The organism is Sporosarcina ureae DSM 2281 (genome assembly GCF_000425545.1).
GTDB lineage: Bacteria > Bacillota > Bacilli > Bacillales_A > Planococcaceae > Sporosarcina > Sporosarcina ureae.
Genome location: NZ_AUDQ01000008.1, coordinates 132,055 through 147,704, shown reverse-complemented (window position 1 = coordinate 147,704; position 15,650 = coordinate 132,055). Strand labels below are relative to the sequence as shown.

General features: G+C 40.8%; 12 protein-coding genes, 2 rRNA genes and 1 other annotated feature. Of the genes, 10 read left to right on the top strand and 4 right to left on the bottom strand.

Annotated elements, in window-relative coordinates:
* The 8 genes from H605_RS0109720 to cls form a co-directional block, all read left to right on the top strand.
* Positions 1 to 96, top strand: a 23S ribosomal RNA gene (locus H605_RS0109720); the annotation flags it as partial.
* Between the two features lie 73 nt (positions 97 to 169).
* Positions 170 to 285: ribosomal RNA gene (rrf, locus tag H605_RS0109715) — 5S ribosomal RNA — on the top strand.
* Positions 286 to 814: 529 nt separating this feature from the next.
* The gene (locus H605_RS0109710) at positions 815 to 1,615 is read left to right on the top strand and encodes a YihY/virulence factor BrkB family protein (protein WP_029054042.1); all 801 of its coding nucleotides are present in this window, start codon (positions 815 to 817) and stop codon (positions 1,613 to 1,615) included.
* Positions 1,612 to 2,283 carry a response regulator transcription factor gene (locus H605_RS0109705; RefSeq protein WP_029054041.1) on the top strand — a complete coding sequence of 224 codons (672 nt, stop codon included), beginning with the start codon at positions 1,612 to 1,614 and terminating at the stop codon, positions 2,281 to 2,283. Before H605_RS0109710 ends, H605_RS0109705 begins: the two co-directional genes overlap by 4 nt.
* Positions 2,280 to 3,659, top strand: coding sequence for a sensor histidine kinase (locus tag H605_RS0109700; RefSeq protein ID WP_029054040.1), 1,380 nt, complete (start codon positions 2,280 to 2,282; stop codon positions 3,657 to 3,659). Before H605_RS0109705 ends, H605_RS0109700 begins: the two co-directional genes overlap by 4 nt.
* Before the next feature lie 74 nt (positions 3,660 to 3,733).
* Positions 3,734 to 4,138 carry a hypothetical protein gene (locus H605_RS0109695; protein ID WP_029054039.1) on the top strand — a complete coding sequence of 135 codons (405 nt, stop codon included), beginning with the start codon at positions 3,734 to 3,736 and terminating at the stop codon, positions 4,136 to 4,138.
* A 184-nt stretch (positions 4,139 to 4,322) separates the two neighbouring features.
* Positions 4,323 to 4,949 carry a hypothetical protein gene (locus H605_RS0109690; RefSeq protein WP_143560472.1) on the top strand — a complete coding sequence of 209 codons (627 nt, stop codon included), beginning with the start codon at positions 4,323 to 4,325 and terminating at the stop codon, positions 4,947 to 4,949.
* Positions 4,950 to 5,304: 355 nt separating this feature from the next.
* Positions 5,305 to 6,759 carry a cardiolipin synthase gene (cls, locus tag H605_RS0109685; RefSeq protein ID WP_029054037.1) on the top strand — a complete coding sequence of 485 codons (1,455 nt, stop codon included), beginning with the start codon at positions 5,305 to 5,307 and terminating at the stop codon, positions 6,757 to 6,759.
* Between the two features lie 95 nt (positions 6,760 to 6,854).
* Here the strand turns inward: cls and H605_RS0109680 are convergent, their stop codons facing one another.
* The gene (locus H605_RS0109680; protein ID WP_029054036.1) at positions 6,855 to 8,993 is read right to left on the bottom strand and encodes a type IA DNA topoisomerase; all 2,139 of its coding nucleotides are present in this window, start codon (positions 8,991 to 8,993) and stop codon (positions 6,855 to 6,857) included.
* A gap of 177 nt (positions 8,994 to 9,170) precedes the next feature.
* Here H605_RS0109680 and H605_RS0109675 point away from each other — a divergent pair, with 177 nt between their 5' ends.
* Positions 9,171 to 10,058, top strand: a complete 888-nt coding sequence (locus H605_RS0109675; RefSeq protein WP_029054035.1) for a stalk domain-containing protein — start codon at positions 9,171 to 9,173, stop codon at positions 10,056 to 10,058.
* Positions 10,059 to 10,117: 59 nt separating this feature from the next.
* Here the strand turns inward: H605_RS0109675 and H605_RS0109670 are convergent, their stop codons facing one another.
* Positions 10,118 to 11,494, bottom strand: a complete 1,377-nt coding sequence (locus tag H605_RS0109670) for an alanine/glycine:cation symporter family protein (protein WP_029054034.1) — start codon at positions 11,492 to 11,494, stop codon at positions 10,118 to 10,120.
* Positions 11,495 to 11,784: 290 nt separating this feature from the next.
* Positions 11,785 to 12,024 (top strand) — a binding site (T-box leader).
* Between the two features lie 59 nt (positions 12,025 to 12,083).
* Between H605_RS0109670 and H605_RS0109665 the strand changes: the two genes are divergently transcribed.
* Entirely contained in the window at positions 12,084 to 13,670 is a 1,587-nt protein-coding gene (locus H605_RS0109665; protein WP_029054033.1) for a 2-isopropylmalate synthase, read from the top strand.
* 47 nt (positions 13,671 to 13,717) lie between these two features.
* Here the strand turns inward: H605_RS0109665 and yedF are convergent, their stop codons facing one another.
* Together yedF and yedE are read right to left on the bottom strand one after the other, a co-directional pair.
* Positions 13,718 to 13,957 (bottom strand): sulfurtransferase-like selenium metabolism protein YedF, encoded by a 240-nt coding sequence (gene yedF / locus H605_RS0109660; RefSeq protein ID WP_029054032.1) that lies wholly within the window; start codon positions 13,955 to 13,957, stop codon positions 13,718 to 13,720.
* Positions 13,947 to 15,155: a selenium metabolism membrane protein YedE/FdhT gene (yedE, locus tag H605_RS0109655; RefSeq protein WP_029054031.1), complete on the bottom strand. Its 1,209-nt coding sequence runs from the start codon at positions 15,153 to 15,155 to the stop codon at positions 13,947 to 13,949. Before yedE ends, yedF begins: the two co-directional genes overlap by 11 nt.
* Positions 15,156 to 15,650 lie beyond the last annotated feature (495 nt).

Genomic DNA, 15,650 nt, shown 5'->3' with positions numbered 1-15,650 from the left:
TAAGATCCCTCAAAGATGATGAGGTGGATAGGTCTGGGGTGTAAGTACGGCGACGTATGTAGCTGACAGATACTAATCGATCGAGGACTTAACCTATTTTAAAAAGTAGTTACTTGAACTACACAATGTCTTTTATTCAGTTTTGAGTGAACAAGCTTTACTCAAAGAGTCTAGTAACGATGGCGAAGAGGTCACACCCGTTCCCATACCGAACACGGAAGTTAAGCTCTTCAGCGCCGATGGTAGTTGGGGGTTTCCCCCTGTGAGAGTAGGACGTTGCTAGGCACGAAGCCATTCCCTTTGGGGAGTGGCTTTTTTGTGTTTTATAGTGGAAAGAGATTGAATTGAGGATGATGTATTATGTACTTTACGCACTTATAGATCTGGGTTATTCGCTTTATTTAACATGATAAACGCTCTATTGTGCTGCTTAACTGCTCAATGTATCAGGGGGAGTGCTCTATTGTTCCACTTACCCGCTCAAAGAGTCACGACGAGCGCTCAATCGCTCCGCATACCCGCTCAAAGAGTTACGACAAACGCTCAATCACCTTGCTTAACCGCTCAAAGAGTCACGAGAAGCGCTCAATCGCACCACGTATCCGCTCTATAAATCACTGTAACCGCTCTATAACCTTCCAAATCTGCTCAATGTCTCACACCAACAGCTCACCACTTTTAGCCCTTATCCACTACTCCACATAAAAGAAAATAAATTTCTATATAAAATTTTATTTACCCTAATAGTCTCTGGTTTGTTGGGGTATATTGGTAGTATGACACGTAGGATAGTAGTGGAGGGGATTCCGTGATCATGATGATAGTTAAACGCTTCTTTAAAGAACGCTTTTTTGATCAGGCAGCGCAGAACGCTTATTACTTGTTACTTTCCATATTGCCCTTTTTACTAGTAGTATTGTCAATTGTGCAATTTCTACCTTTGGAAGAGGCTAGTATTTTAGCGTTACTACGTCCATTCGTGCCAGATGAATCTTTTCAGTTGATTGAGCAAAGTGTTCAGTCCGTACTCTATAAAAGTCATGGCAAGTTGCTTGCACTCAGTATGCTAGCTGCATTGTGGACGACATCCGTTGCCGTGCAATCATTTGCCCGTTCATTAGACATGGCAAATCGGAAGCTTCACCAGCAGCCGCTATGGATTAGTATAATCCGCAATCTCGGTGTAACAATTCTTTTCATGCTTATCGTTCCGATGTCGCTATTTTTGCCATTGATTGAAAAACATATACATACTGTCATTGCGTATTATGATGTGCTCGATGCATGGGAAGGCTGGTTGTATATTTGGCCTAATATAAAGTGGGGTCTTGGTACGTGCTTTCTATTTTTGTTCTTCCTATTATTTTATCAACTTATGCCAACAGGAAAGATGAAATGGAAAGAAGCATTGCCCGGCGCTTTACTTTCAGCATTTGGCTGGCAGTTCGTTTCATTACTATTCGGAGAGTATGTATCACGTGTGGATTATTCTAGGCTATATGGACAATTGGCAGGGATTATTATGCTTGTGTTATGGTTTTATCTAACAGCAGTGATTATTATTCTTTCTGGGTTATTGAATGCAGAGTGGAAAAAGTGGAGGCGATCTAAATGAAGATCTTGGTGGTAGATGATGATATACATATTTTAGAGTTAGTTAGTATTCATTTGCGACAGGCGGGGTATACCGTTGTGAAGGCAATGAATGGGCTAGAGGCGCTTAAGGTAGTCGATAGAGAGTGGCCAGATTTAGCGGTGGTAGATGTGATGATGCCAGGTATGGACGGTTATACGCTGACAAAGAAGCTTCGTGAAGATACGGAGATTCCCGTGTTGTTGTTGACGGCTAAAGGTGAGATGGAAGATAAGGAGCGAGGCTTTTTGGCTGGATCAGACGATTATCTGGTAAAGCCGTTTGAACCAAAAGAGTTATTGTTCAGGATTCATGCAATTTTACGGCGTTATGACAAAGCTGTCGACCGGATGATTCAAGTCGGTCCGTTATTGATTAATAGACAGAGTTATGAAGTAGTGCTTGGTAAAAAGTCATTACTACTTCCATTAAAGGAGTTTGAATTGTTGTCAGTGTTAGCTTCGCGTCATAGTCAGGTGTTTACACGAGAAGTGTTAGTAGAACGTGTATGGGGCTTTGATTATGAAGGGGATGAGCAGACGTTGAGTGTACATATCAAACGCTTACGCGACAAGCTTGAGAAGCTTACGAATCAGGTGAAAATTGTAACGGTACGTGGTGTTGGTTATAAGCTTGAGGTTTCGGAATGAAGTCGCTGTACGGAAAGTTTCTCGTTTTAACAGTTGGAATCATGCTGGTGAGTGCGATTCTAGCGTTTCTTTCCGTTAATACATATTATCACCGTTACTTGAAAGAAGAGAATGATGCAAAGAATGTTCGAGTTGCTGAGCAAATTGCATTGTTCATTGAAGCAAATAACGGTATAGATTTACATGCATACTTCGATATGCTTGCTAGTACGGGTTATAAACTACTCGTCAAACCGCCTTCAGGTGATTCAACTATCTATGGTGAAGCGTTTCGCGATGATAACCTTGAGGATGAAGCGATTCAGAAAGTCTATGATGGCGAAGTCTATCATGGCATGCGAGATCTAAGGGCGGAGACGTTCGTGACGGGATATTTCTCTAATGAGTCAGCTAATACAGTAGGTGTACCGTTTATGTACGATGGTCAGATATATGCATTGTTTTTGCGCCCAGATATTAAAATGCTTTTCACTGAAATTCACTATTTGCTTGGTGGTATGGTCATTGTCATGGCGATTATCAGCATTCTCGCAATGCTTGTCGTTGCGCGCAAACTGATTGCACCAATTGTTGTATTGACAAGAGCGACTAAGAAGGTAGGTGAGGAGCAGTTTACGAGTGAGTTGTCGATTGATCGACGTGATGAGATTGGGCAACTTGCAATGAGCTTTCAACAGATGGTCGATCGTTTGAGTGAGAACGACCAGATTCGAAAGGCATTTGTCAGTGATGTGTCGCATGATTTTCAGTCACCTTTATTGAATATTAAAGGCTATGCAGACTTGTTATCGGATGAAGAGCTACCCGCTAATGAACGCATACGTTATGCAGGAATCATTCAAACGGAAACCGAACGACTCTCGACGTTGACGAAGCAGTTATTATTGCTGACATCACTCGATCAACTAATCTCTCCATTGCAGAAAAAAGTCTTCCGAGTTGATCAGCAAGTGAGAGAAACAGTACGGAAATTCCAATGGTTATTTCAAGAAAAAGAGATGTCGGTCATGCTCGAAATTGATGATATCACGTTTAAAGGGGATCCTGCTTTTCTTGAGAAAGTATGGGAGAATTTATTGTCGAATGCACTGAAGTATTCACCGGATGGAGAAACGATCGATATCCGATTGACTGAGCAGGAACATGTAATCTGTTTCTCTATTAAAGATACAGGAATCGGTCTTTCACCTGATACAAAGAATCGAATCTTTGACCGTTTTTATCGTGAAGATCACTCAAGAACACGTGAAGTAGAGGGGACGGGCCTTGGATTATCTATTGTTGAACAAGTGGTACGGCTTCATGAGGGCCGTATAGAAGTACTCGGTGAGTTAGGTATAGGTACGACATTCATCGTGTATTTACCTAAATTGTAACAGGCAGTTCATCTTCCGTTCATCTTGAGGTGTTATGATAATTGTAGTAGAAAGATGACAGGAGGAAATATCTTATGCAAGAAAAGTGGAGTTTACGATTGATTCGTATTGCGGCGATTTTCGGTTTAATTGGAACGGTACTCGGTTCCCATATGGCGGGTGCAGGTTCATACGCGTTCCGTCCCATTCACGCACATATTTTACTTGTAGGTTGGTTGTCAGTATTTTCGTGGGGGGTGTTCTACAAGATTTACCGAGTCCGTGCTAGAAAGCTATTAACATTGCAAGGTTGGACAGGGATTATCGGTGCGATAGGTTTAACGGCGGGTATGTGGTTACAGTTCATGCAACCCTTCAATGTCAATGAAGTATTCGCACTCATATTCTATATAGTAGGCGGTACCGTGCTATTAGTGAGTTTTGCTTTATTCGTAGTTGTAACATTTATGATTGAAAAAACACCTACTGCACGTCATTAATAGTTACCCAAGAATCCGGATCATACCAGGTTCTTGGGCTTTTTATTGTCGAATTATAAAGGAAAGTTTTTACGGATAATCAGTAGTTTCAACAAATATTTCATAACCCTTATGGCATACTAGAGCGACCTAACAGATGAAGGAGCGAATGACTATGACTGCTCGCAATCGGTTTCACCTCATTATGATTTGTTTTACTGTCTTGATTGCTGGGACGTTGTTGATTAAACAAACGGCTAGTTCGGAACAACAAAAGATTGAAACAATAGGAATAGATTACGCCCAGATGAATCAATCCGTGGAAAAAGTGCTGAAAGATATGCCGGAAATTGCAGAGGAGCTGAAATCTATCCAATCGGGAATTCATAATAATCAGCTAGATCAATCGTTTTCCACAAATAAGACAGAGTTTCGTTTACGCGTGAATAATAATCTGACAGAGCAAGAGCACTCTTCCCCATTTCTTAGAGGTATCGCGGAGAAGCAAACAGATCATTATGAAGATGCTTTAGATATTGCGGAAGAAGCTTACGGAATTACGGTAACCGAAGATGAGATAGATGCATATATTAAAGAGAATGTCTCGACGATTTGGGATGCAGAAAAACGAAGATATGCGAAATCGCTACAATTAACGCTAAATGAACTGGACTATCAATTTGATCGAGATATCTATGTGATGAATGTTTTGTGGGAAAGAGTATTGCCAATTGTGATGCAAGAGTTTCCCAGGCAGCGTGGTGAAAGTGGACAAGCCTATGGAAAACGATTAAAAGAAGAGTTTTTCAGTAGTACAGAAGATTCCGCATAGAAATTTATTAGTTATATCGGTTATAAAGAAAATTTGGGATCATTTTTGGTATTCTTGTCATCTCTATTTCAATTGAAGATGGTTAGATATTGCTATATTATTTCTCGGGGAATATTTACTTGATTCAAATACTATCTCTCTCTATATACTAGCGATATGTGTGAAAAGGACAAATAGATCTTAAGTTTTACTAGTCTCCATTTTTGAAAGTGTTTTCATACTATAAGCTGAATTTTCGCCTGAATGAATTTTATAGAAATAACGGCGAGAATTTGTGCTATATGCTATATTTAAGACTACTTTCAAATGAAATGGAGCGGAAAAAATGATAGAACTTCAAGGGATATTGTTCGGTATGGAATTTGGTAATATCCTTACACTGCTCTTATCTATCGTCACAATTCTCAATATCCTGCTATTGGCATCGGTTTTATTTATCGAAAGAAGAGATGTAGGAAATACGTGGGCGTGGATTATGGTTCTAGTGTTCATTCCTATTGTCGGTTTCTTTATTTATCTGTTCTTTGGACGTAGTTTAAAACAGAAAAACTTCTATAATCTTTCCGTTGCAGAAAGAAAGGCTGAGAAAACCGAAGTGGACAAACAACTGCGACCGGAAAACTTGGCCAGACTGGAAAGCAATCCATTATTAAAAGAACATACTGAATTAATCCATATGAATTTGAAATCGTCTCACGCTCTACTCTCCAAAGATAATCATATTGAAATCTTTGACGACGGACATAAAAAGTTTGCGGCATTATTTGAGGATATTAGATCTGCAACGAAAGAGATCAATATCCAGTATTATATTATTCAGTCCGATTCGCTTGGCATTAGGTTGCGTGATCTATTGATTCAAAAAGCGAAAGAGGGAGTAAAAGTACGGCTCTTGTATGATGAGGTAGGCTCGAAGAAAACACCGCCTAGATTCTATAACGAATTACGGGCAGCGGGTGGAAGTGTGGAAGTATTCTTTCCATCAATGTTCCGACTAATAAATTTTCGTGTGAATAATAGAAATCACCGGAAGCTTTGTATCATTGATGGAGAAATAGCGTACATTGGCGGATTCAATGTCGGAGATGAGTATCTTGGCCTGGATAAGAAATTTGGTTATTGGCGCGATACCCATTTCAGAATTAGGGGTGGTGCGGTCAATCATATTCAAGGGAAATTCGTTCTAGATTGGCACCAAGCAAGTAAAAAAGAGCTGGGGGACTTGGGAGATTTCATATTCCAGACTGAAAAACAGAACGGCACAAGCCCAGTACAGATCGTCTCAAGTGGGCCGAATTCCGAGACGGAACATCTGAAGAACATGTATATAAAGTTATTATTATCTGCTAAAAAAAGTGTCTACATACAGACACCATACTTTATTCCAGACACAAGTTTTATGGATGCTTGCAAAATTGCATTGTTATCAGGGATTGATGTACAGATTATGATTCCGTGTAAGCCAGATCATCCTTTTGTCTACTGGGCTACTTGGTCGTATGTCGGGGATTTGCTAGATTATGGTGCAAAAATATTATTATATGAGAATGGCTTTTTGCACGCGAAGACGATTGTAGTGGATGAAGAAGTGTCAGTAGTAGGTACTATGAATATCGATTCACGAAGCTTCCGTTTGAATTTTGAAGTGACTGCGATTGTCTATGATGAGAAAGTAGCAAAACAACTGACAGATTTGTTTAGTCAAGATACGAAGCTTAGTTCTGAGTTGACGAAAGAACGTTATGAGGAGCGATCATTGCTGATTAAGTTTAAGCAATCGATATCTCGGTTATTATCTCCTGTACTTTAAAGGTGTAATGAGAGTACTACACTAGTATAGGTAATAACAATATCATGTAAAAAAGAAGCAGCTTTGTGCTGCTTCTTTTTGTATCAGTATTTAATTTACATAAAGACTAAGTTTAGTTTACCGTCTTTTAGCTCCAAAGAAGCATCAAACTTTTTCCCGTCAGCTGAGGTGAAGCCTTTGATGACGTTCGTTTGACCTTTAGTACAGAGCAATTTCACTTGGGGCACCGTTAGTTTCTTTTTCAAGAAGAGCCCTGGGAAAGTTTGCTTACAACCATTTTTATAGTTACTACAGCCATAGAATTTTGGATGTTCAATAATGTTTCCTTTACCGCATCGTGGACAGGGAGCAACTTCAGTTCGTGTATACGAGCCTTTGCCCGATGAGGGGCGTGGTGGTAGCACGATATCGATCGTTTGTTTTTCGAGCTGAACAGGTACATCTTCAATCAGTTTTTGGATAAACTTTGATACGCTGCCCAGAAAGTGTTGACCTGTTCCTTCGCCATTTCCTATTTTCTTCAAGTATGTTTCCCACTTCGCTGTCATGGAAGGGCTGGCAAGCAGACTACCTTCGATGGTCTGGCATAGTACACGTCCTTTGTCGGTGATGGATACGATGTTTTTTGTCACGGAAATATAGCCGTGTTTTTTAATCGTCTCGATAATCCCGCTTCGTGTAGCTTCGGTTCCAAGACCTTCTATTTCTTTTAAAATATTCGTCTCACTCTGATCTTCCACTAATTTCCCACATGTTTTCATCATCGCAATGAGCTGACCTTCAGTATATGGTTTGGGCGGCTGGGTTGCGCCTTCTTTTATGCCGATTTCACTTTGCACGGTTTCCTCACGCTCAAGTGGTGGTAAGGCCGGTTCTTCCGAATCTTTTGCTTTCTTTGGTGTAGCGAAAAGCTCTTTCCAACCTGTATCACGTTCCGTTTTACCCGTCGTAAAGAACGGCAAACCATTGACGTCCGTAGTGACTTTTGTTTCAGTATACAAATAATCACGGTGGAACATAGCAAGCGTCGTTCGAATGACTTCTTCATATAGATTACGTTCGAGTGGTGACAACTTTGTCAGTGCTGCTAGTGTAGGCAGTTTCTTCGTTGGAATGATCGCATAGTGTTCTTGTACTTTTGAGCTGTCTACATAGCGCTTTTTCGGTGAACGCGAAGCTACCTCAAATGGATGGTCGATTAACTTTTGATAGTCTTCTATGGCCGCTTCTAAGTATGTGAATTCACTCGGTGTAATATGCCTTGTATCGGTTCTTGGATAAGAGACGAGCTTCTTTTCATACAAAGTCTGCATCGTTTTTAAGACAGTTGCGGGACTCGCTTTCCAACGTCTATTGGCTGTTGCCTGCAAGGTAGAAAGGGAGTGTAACTGTGGCGGCGGCGTTCGTTTATCTGTATTCGTTAACTCGGTAATCACGCCAGGAGTCCGCTTGGTGATGTTGCGACTGTTTAAGGCTTCCGCAATTAATTCTCGCTTTGGTTCTTTTAATTTGGCTTTTCCTTTATATGTCCCTTTTTCGGCAGTGAAAATAGCTTCTGCTTCGAAAAACGGCTCTGACACGAATGTCTCGATCTCGCGTTGGCGCTGATAAATCAAATAAACGGTCGGTGATTGCACACGTCCAATAGGGAACACTTCCTGAACTCCCTTGGCTTTCAACAGCAGTGTATAAAGCCTAGAACCATTCATGCCTACGAGCCAGTCGCTGATTTGGCGCGCCTTTGCTTCTTCATACAGTTGTAGATCTTGTCGATTATCCCGTAGATTCTGGAAGCCTTTGCGTACTTCATCGGATTCCAGCGAGTTAATCCATAGTCGCTCAATCTTCTGGTTGCGAGCTCCCGTCATGTAGTAGATGGAGTAAAAGATATTAGATCCTTCGCGATCTACGTCACATGCGTTAATGACATGATCCGTTGCACGAATGAGCTTCTTAACGACTTGAAATTGTTTATACTTACCCGGGGCAACTTGAAACTCGTAGCGCTCTGGCAAAATAGGCAAACTACCGAGCGACCAGCGTTTCCAGGCGGGATTGTATGTATGCGGTTCTTTTAATTCCACGAGATGACCAACGCCCCACGTAATGAAGGCGCCTTGTGGAAACGTTTGACATGGCTGGATTTCTGTATAGCCGTCATGTTTACGAGTGGTGAATGCATCTGCATATGCTTTTGCTTGGCTTGGTTTCTCAGCTAGGATGACCGGTTTCATGGGAACACCTCAATTTCGTTAATGGTACGTTCGTTCTGTTAGTTGTATTATCTCATATTTTGGGATGGCTGGCTATTAGGCGTCTGTAGAAAGAAAGGTTTTCATGAAAAGTATGGTAACCTTTTTGACTCACAAACGAACTACTACATAGAACCTAAAGTAAGGAGCGGATTTTTTATGAAATGGAATAAGATGATACCATTTGCTATGTCAGCATTGCTTATTGGTGGCGTGGCGGTACCTGAAGCAGTTAGTGCGAAAGAGGAAGTGAAAGCCGAAGTGACATCAGAGGAAAAAGCATTTATTAAAGTAGAGGGAACCATCGATGGTATAGAGAAAAGTAATGAGTTAACGCTTTATACGGTTAAAGGGGATGAAGATTCTCCTGTCTTGGCTATTACAGATGAAACACTGATTTTCGATAATACCGGGCAAAAGACAAAGTTAAAAAAAGGTGATAAAGTGTCTGCCTATACCCATGCAGATAAACCAATGGTTATGATTTACCCACCGCAGTACACTCCAGATGCTGTTATTGTCGAGGAAGATGAAGCAAACACAGCGGTCGTAGGATTGTTTGACGATGAACTGGTGGATCCATATTTGAAACTTCAGTTGAATGTAGATGATAGTACGGACATTTCCAGTGCTTCGGGTAATAAAGTGAACGCTGACGACTTGAAAGGCGAAGACTTGCTAGTATTCTACAAAGAAACAACTCGAAGTATTCCAGCCCAGACAACGCCGGAGAAAGTAGTGGTACTAGACATAAATACAGTAGATGAAGATGCCACCGTAGAACAAATTATAAAAGACGATCATTATATGGTCGACGGTGTGAAGATGGTACCACTTCGCTTGCTTGCTGAGAAACTCGGATATGTCGTGGATTCGACTGGTGTGGGTGCGGTCATATCAAAAGGTGCACCATCTTATACGATTACTCGCGGACAGAAGGAATATGGCTACAATAAATCATTGTTGCAATTTGAAGCGGCACCGGAGCTACTCGAACCGAGGAAGACTTATGTACCGGTAGGGCTTATTGAAGAAATGATGAAGTGATCAAATCATATAAAAAACAGGCAGGAGTCCGCGGACTTCTGCCTTTTCTGCCATTTACATCAAGACTTCTTCTTTTGTTTCTTTTCTGTTGGATAGAGGTTTGTAAAGTAATCGTTCGTTATGTCACGTACTTGTCCGCTTAAGAATAGTACCGCAATCACGTTAGGAATCACTACAATTGCGAGTAGTAGGTCAAGGAATTTCCAGACGAACTGCAATCCACCAAGTGCTCCGATTATAATAGCCGCAATATATGCGATGCGTATGACAATGGAGAAGTTGGGTCCGAATAAAAACTCTGCTTGTTTTTCACCGTAATAAATGATGACTACAATCGTTGTAATAACAAATAGGAATAATACGACGGATATAATAATCCCGCCTAGAGAAGCTCCAAATACCGTACTATAAGCTTCTGTCACCATGTTCGCCGCGTTGTCTGCGTCAATGACTTTCCAGACGCCTGTTGTCAGTATGACTAGCGCGGTCATAGTACAAACAATCAATGTATCCACAACGACTTCAAAGACGCCCCAGAAACCTTGTTTGGCGGGATGACTATTCACCGCAGCTGCGTGGGCAATCGGCGCGGTACCGATACCGGCTTCATTGGAATATAATCCACGGGCGAGTCCCCAACGAATGGCCGCGGCCACACCAGCACCTGCGAATCCGCCTGCTGCTGAAATCGGCTGGAATGCATGTGTGAAAATCAATCCAAATGCTGCAGGCACTGCATCGACATGAAAGCCGATAATAATGAGAGCAGTTAAAATATAGATTACGACCATTGATGGAATTAGACGTTCCGTTACGCGCCCAATTGCTTTAATTCCACCAAATGAAATGAGTCCAACAAGTATAGCGACGAAAATTCCCGTTATAATTGGAGATAAACCGAATGAACCTTCCAGGGTCGTAGCGATAGAGTTAGATTGCACCATAGTACTCGCCATAACTTCTAACATGAGGGCGAATGCAAAGATATACGCAATCTTTTTCCAGCCAAGTCCTTTTTTTATGTAATACATCGGACCGCCGACGTAATTACCGGCAGCGTTCTTTTCACGATATTTAATGCCGAGCACGACCTCGGAATATTTCGTGCCGATTCCAATTAGTGCGACTACCCACATCCAGAAGATCGCGCCAGGTCCACCGAGTGCGATGGCTACGGGAACTCCGACAATATTTGCTGCTCCCATTGTGGAAGCAAGTGCTGAGGTTGTTGCTTGGAAAGGGGTTAGTGTACCGTCTCCAGAGCCTTTCGACATGATCTTTCCGAAGGTTTGACGAAAAATGTGAGGCATATAGCGGAACTGAAAGAACTTCAGACGAATTGTGAGGAACATTCCACCTCCTATTAGTAAAATAATGATGGGTAATCCCCATAAAAAATCTGAGATAATTTCCACCCATTTGGTAAACGCATTCATTGGCACCGACTCCTTTTGTAGTTTGAGACTACTCAATCATCTAGTTGTTGTGTTTCGGTTTACGAATTAGTTGTCTACTATACTAGTGAATGAATGGAAGTGATGTCAAATGAAAATAGAAAAGTATAGGTTTTTGGACTTGAGTAATTGTTAATAGATACACATCAAAAAGCATATTTATCAAGGAATGATAATATATTTCTCGCAAATTATTTTGTTGAATACATGGAATTATTTGAAAATGGTTGACAAGTTGCTCTGCGCAATGTAGTATTACGTTTAATATTACATTGTAGACTAAGAATGGAACCAGTAAAAATGTTTTGTGTCTTTGTAGAGAGCTGATGGTTGGTGAAAATCAGCAGGCGCACATTTTGAACTCATCCATGAGTCACTCCCTGAAAGAACTACAGTAAGGGACGTCGGTTTCCTCCGTTAACGGGATAGACAGTAATAGCTGTCGATAAGTGGATTGGCCAAGTATGGCGAATCAATTAGAGTGGTACCGCGAGTATAACCTCGTCTCTATATTTCGATATAGAGACGGGGTTTTTTGTATTTATTTTTTTAAAAAAAGGAGTGCAAAGAGATGAGCAGAAAAATTTGGGTTTTTGATACGACATTACGTGATGGAGAACAGGTACCTGGTGCTAAATTGAATCTTTATGAAAAGGTAGAAATTGCACAGCAACTGAAGAAGCTTGGCGTTGATATAATCGAAGCTGGTTTTCCTGCTTCATCTCAAGGCGACTTTGATGCGGTGAAGGCTGTTGCGCAGAAAGTAGGCAATACAAATGACATCATGATCACAGCATTGGCGCGCGCAGTTCAGGCAGACATTGATTCAGTTTATAACGCAGTAAAGTACGCAGAAAATCCGATGATTCATATGGTGCTAGGTACTTCTGATATTCACGTAGAGAAAAAATTCAATAAATCAAAGGACCAGATCCTACAAATTGGTGTAGATGCCGTGAAATATGCAAAAACATTATTGCCTCAAGTACAGTATTCAACAGAAGATGCTTCACGCTCAGAGTTTGAGTATTTATGGCATACAATCGAATCTGTTATGAAAGCGGGTGCGACCATGATTAATGTGCCTGACACAGTAGGCTTTGCAGAGCCTGAAGAATTTGGTGCGATGATCTATAAATTAAATGACCGCATGAAGAACTTGAACCCGGACGTATTATTAAGCGTTCACTGTCATAATGATTTAGGAATGGCGACTGCAAACACATTAGCTGCAGTCAAGAATGGTGCGGATAAAGTAGAGTGTACAATTAATGGAATTGGAGAACGAGCAGGCAATGCAGCGCTTGAAGAAGTGGTCATGGCATTGAAAACTAGAAGCTCCATTTATAATGTAAACACACAAATTAATACAAAAGAAATTATGAATACATCTCGTCTTGTATCTAGCTTTATGGGATTAGATGTGCAAGTGAACAAAGCCATTACGGGAGACAATGCTTTTGCCCATTCGTCAGGTATACACCAAGATGGCCTATTGAAATCCCGCGATGCATACGAAATTGTTCATCCGGGAGACGTTGGACTAGATGATATGGAATTGATCTTGACAGCACGGTCAGGTCGCCATGCGGTGAAAAACGCACTTGAAAAGCTTGGTTTTACGTATATGAAACCTGAAGAGTTCGAAGGGATATTTGAAGGATTCCTAAAATTAGCAGACCTCAAGAAGGAAGTATATGATCATGATTTATATGTAATAGTTGAAAGTTATTATGAAAAACATGATAAAGAAAATGCAACGAATTACAGCGATCATTTCTTTGAATTTGAAGATCTGCAAGTCGTCAGCAATTCTAGTTTCCCTTCCGCTAGCGTCAAAATTCGAAAAGGGGAAGAAGTTTTCAAGTCGAGTGCTGTTGGAACGGGTCCAATCGATGCCCTGTATTCAGCGATTGCTGAAATTACGAAGATTCAAGTGAAGTTGATTGGCTATGATATTAGCAGTGTATCACGTGGCAAAGACGCGCTAGGCAAAGTGAAAATTACCATTGCACATGAAGGAGAAAATTATATCGCGAAGGCAGCTGACACAGATATTTTGAAAGCCAGTGCACTGGCCTACGTGAATGCGATTAATAGCGTAATCGTAGCGAAAATAAAGGGAAAGTCTGCACAAAAACTAACTGTAAATATTTAATTTGAAATAGAAAAGGCAGCCATCAGTTAAAAGATAGCTGCCTTTTCTCATGCGTAAATATGAAATAAATATTCCTGACCGTTCTTTACCGGATCTTGCGCAAATTTGTAACCGTGAGCAATCGCTTCTTCTGGCACATTCCGGAAAGAGCCGGGACAATCGGTGATGACTTGTAGCATTTCTCCCTTATTCATACCTTCGAGTGTTTCCAATGTGTAAATAACAGGATAGGGACAGGACTCGCCGCGAAGGTCGAGTGTGAAGTCCGCTTCTACTTTAGCTTGCATGTATATTCATTCCTCTCTTAATAGCAAGTTTACGATGGTAGCGTTTTTCTCCATATACTGTTAAAGCATAAAGACCACCAAGCATAAGGAGGGTGACAGAAATTGCGCCAATCGGTCCAATTGTATCGAGTAGATTGATTTTTGCTCCACCCTTGACCAATACATTATAGACACCAAGATGATCCCATGCGTAGGCAAGAAACGTAGCACCCATGATATTACCCACAAATACCGGTAAAAATAGCAACTGGCCTTCCATCAAGCGATACATCATACCTGTTTCACAGCCTGACGCCATCACGATGCCTAGTCCGAATAATGTACCGCCTACAAACGTGCTAAGTGCTGCGATTTGTGTGATTGGTGTTAGATCATAGATCGAAATAACAATGATCGTCAAAATAGAACTGACGGCCATTCCTACAATAATTGCTTTTGCCATAATACTACGTCCAACGAGAAATAAATCACGAAATGCAGAAGTGAAACAAATTTGTCCACGCTCGATTAGAATACCGAATGCGAGACCAAATAGCGCACCTAAGCCAAGCAGTCTTTGTCCCGACGTGAAGAAGTACATAGTGAGTCCGATGTAAAGTACGGCAATCACTGCACCGATATACGGTTGGATTATACGTTTTTTAAGTTGCGTGGGCTTTGCATTCCCCCGAATCAATGAAGGTTTGCCTTTCCACCAACGTGTTTTCGTCAGTTTGGCACCGAAGAAAGTCCCGATACCTGTTGCTACGATGAAAATCCATGAGTGAAAAGAGAATTGCGGAACGCCTGTGAAAAACGCGGCTAAGTTACAGCCGAGTGCTAGGCGCGCTCCGAATCCTGCGATGATTCCGCCAATTAATCCTTGTACATAGCGTCTCTTTTGCTGCGGCAGACGGATTTTGAAGTTATTGCTAAGCAACACCATAATGAGCGCACCTGCGAACATTCCCCAGACAATCCAGCCATCTGGTCGGTTCCACGTCTCACCTTGTAGATGCACCATATCAAAGTATTGCCAGCCCGAGATATCGACTCCGAGTAATAACAGGAGGTCGCCTCCGAGTCTTGTGAATTCACCAGTTACTGCCCAGACGGTGGAAGTTAAGCCATAATACATAGCACTAAGAATACCAGCCATTAATAAGACGACATAGGGGTTCCAATAGTGTTGGAAAATAGGTTGAATGATTCTTTTCATGTGTAGTTGCCCCTTATAAAAGTTCTTTTTCTAGTGTATTCCTAATTTTGCAGAAATCAAGTGTGAACATTCTAAGAAAAAAATAATATTTTATTAAAAAGGAAGGAATGGACTAATATTTCATTAGAGGTGTGAGATGATTGGGTATATCTATTTTATTCAAAAAAACACCTGTGCAATATTATTTATCACGTATATTTACATACAGAATATTTATTTTTTTATAATAAATAGACCTATAAACTATTCCTCTTATAAGAAGAAGCATAATTAATATAACGCAATTCATACGGCATAACTTATATCGTTATTAATAAATACATTAATTTCATAAAATAGGATTTCATTTATACACACCTACTTACTTAGTATCTTGTCCACTAATTAATAGTTTATAAAGTTTATTGAAAGAGAATATTCAGAAATTAGTGTTGACTTAATGAAAAGGTTGTATTAATGTATTGCTATGTAGAACGGATAGAGGAGTTATCGTTT